Raw genomic sequence first — 2,318 nt, forward strand, 5'->3', positions numbered from 1 at the left:
GGGTTGCATTATAGTCTGTGATGCAAAAAAAAGCAATTTTTGCCAAAAATTCAGACCTAATGATTTCAGCTACTTAAGGGATAGTTACTTGGAAGCCTATTTTGCAGTTATTCGTCCATGATATGTTCTGGGAAATTGGAAATGAGAATGAAAGCCCCTGCAAAGAGGATTAAAAATAAAAAAATTGAAGCCAGTTTGTCAAAAATCAAAGCATTGTCTGTGGAGAAGGAACGGGAAAATTGGGATTTTCGAGCGTTTCTGAAATACGAATATACTTCAGCACAACTCGATAGGGTTGTACATAAGCTCTATCAGGAAATTTCTACTGAAATTGACTGTACTAAGTGCAATAATTGCTGCCGTGAAACCTATCCTGTTATCAATCAATCTGATGTCAAATCAGCGGCCAAGCGTTTGCAAATGCTTCCAAGTGAGTTTATCGAGCAATATTTGGTGTCAGAAGCTGAAGGTTTCAAATTCAATCAGGAACCATGTCCTCTATTATACGGCGGCCGTTGTAAAATTTACGGGGCACATCCAAAAGATTGTCAGTCTTTTCCGCATTTGCACAAAAAAGACATCATGGGTAGGTTGATGGCAGTGGTAGAAAACTACGGAGTTTGTCCAATAGTCTTCAATGTATATGAGGCTTTAAAAAAAGAACTATGGCCAGGAATGCATAAGTTCTATTAACAAAATCCAATTATTAAAAGGTGTTAGGCTAACAAGTCGCCCAAGCTGACGCCGAGTGCGTCCGGTTTCACCAGCATGGCAGCGGCGGCGCAGCTTAGCTCACCGTTGGACTTCCAATTTATATCATCTACCAGAATATAAAAGTTGTAAGCATCTCGTCTTGATATTATATTTGCTTTCAGTTGGGTAAATCAAAGGAGGCGCTCTATTCATGCCAACAATTTCAATGTTTTATGGAATCCTTATTCGAATGTTTTTCTATGATATGGAAAAGCACAAAATGCCTTATGTTCATGCTGAATATCAAGGGCAGGTAGCTGTTTACTCAATTACAGATGGTACGGTACTGGCAGGAGAGCTTCCAGTAAAAAAACACAAGCTGGTCGTTGCATGGATTGAAATACACCAAGAGGATCTTATCGCTGATTGGCAATTGGCCGTCAATGGCAAAAAACCCTTTCCAATTAGAGGGCTTGATCAATGAAAATTATTGAAATCATACCTAAAGATAATTATGTGCTTTACATCAAAGATGAGAATGGCACTTCAGGTTTATTCGACTTAAAGCCATATCTTGAATCAGAGGCTTTCGAACCGCTTAAAAAAAGGGAAGAATTCGAGAGGGTTTATAATGGGCATTACTTTATCGAATGGGACTGTGGAGCAGATCTTTCTGCTGATACCATTGAAGCTCGATGGCAAACTCTGTAACTGAAAAGAGCCCAACAAGTCGCCCAAGCTGACGCCGACACGCACCAGTTCCACCTCGGTCGGGAATAGTAGACACCAAAGCATCTATCCAGTCATTTTCTTTTTATAGTAGTTGATGGAAAAAGCAACTGGAGACAAATAACCTAACCGTGCCTGAGTTCTCTACCTGTTATAAAAAATGTCAATGTACTCAGATATCTCCTTGATGGCCTGATTTCGTGTTTCATATTTTCGATGATTTATCAATTCTTGCTTGATAGTACCCCAGAAACTCTCCATTGGGGCATTGTCATAGCAATCTCCTTTTCTGCTCATGGACGCTTTCATTTCATATTTTTTAAGCATTTTCTGATAATCGCCAGAGCAATATTGACTACCTCTGTCAGAATGATTGATAAGCCCGGCTGGAGGTCTTTTTGCTTTTACTGCCTTTATTAGCGAGTCCATTACAAGTGATCTTGTCATTCTGGAACTCATTGAATATCCAGCAATTTCACCATTGAACAGATCTTTATGAGCCGCAAGATAAAGCCAGCCTTCACCTGTTGGTATGTAGGTGATATCCGTCAGCCAGGCCTTGTTCGGAGCCTTTACTTCAAAATTCTGCTCAAGAAGGTTGTCCGCTATCGGCAGATCATGTTTTGAATTGGTTGTCGCCTTGAACTTTTTTTTCTGGATACACCGAATACCAAGCTCTCTGCGGATGACCTCGGTCGGGAATAGTAGACACCAAAGCATCTATCCAGTCATTTTCTTTTTATAGTAGTTGATGGAAAAAGCAACTGGAGACAAATAACCTAAGCGTGCCTGAGTTCTCTGCGAGGGTGTTCATAATTCTGTGTCAGTTAAAAAAAAGCTGATATATTCAGCCAAGCAAGGAGAACTGACATGAAGAATGAAGACCGCGAATTTAA

3 protein-coding genes and 1 pseudogene are annotated in these 2,318 nt (G+C 40.1%); 3 read left to right on the top strand and 1 reads right to left on the bottom strand.

Annotation, left to right across the window (positions count from 1 at the left end):
• The first annotated feature begins 147 nt into the window (after nucleotides 1-147).
• From K245_RS25870 to K245_RS0121415, 3 genes are all read left to right on the top strand, one after another.
• Nucleotides 148-693 (top strand): YkgJ family cysteine cluster protein, encoded by a 546-nt coding sequence (locus K245_RS25870; protein ID WP_051284534.1) that lies wholly within the window; start codon nucleotides 148-150, stop codon nucleotides 691-693.
• A 211-nt stretch (nucleotides 694-904) separates the two neighbouring features.
• Nucleotides 905-1,177: a DUF4160 domain-containing protein gene (locus tag K245_RS0121410; RefSeq protein ID WP_027360795.1), complete on the top strand. Its 273-nt coding sequence runs from the start codon at nucleotides 905-907 to the stop codon at nucleotides 1,175-1,177.
• Nucleotides 1,174-1,404 (top strand): DUF2442 domain-containing protein, encoded by a 231-nt coding sequence (locus K245_RS0121415; protein ID WP_027360796.1) that lies wholly within the window; start codon nucleotides 1,174-1,176, stop codon nucleotides 1,402-1,404. Before K245_RS0121410 ends, K245_RS0121415 begins: the two co-directional genes overlap by 4 nt.
• 84 nt (nucleotides 1,405-1,488) lie before the next feature.
• Here K245_RS0121415 and K245_RS25875 read toward each other — a convergent pair.
• A pseudogene (locus K245_RS25875) lies at nucleotides 1,489-2,109 on the bottom strand (IS3 family transposase); the annotation flags it as partial.
• Nucleotides 2,110-2,318: the final 209 nt, after the last annotated feature.

This window comes from Desulforegula conservatrix Mb1Pa (assembly GCF_000426225.1).
In the GTDB taxonomy this organism is placed as follows: domain Bacteria; phylum Desulfobacterota; class Desulfobacteria; order Desulfobacterales; family Desulforegulaceae; genus Desulforegula; species Desulforegula conservatrix.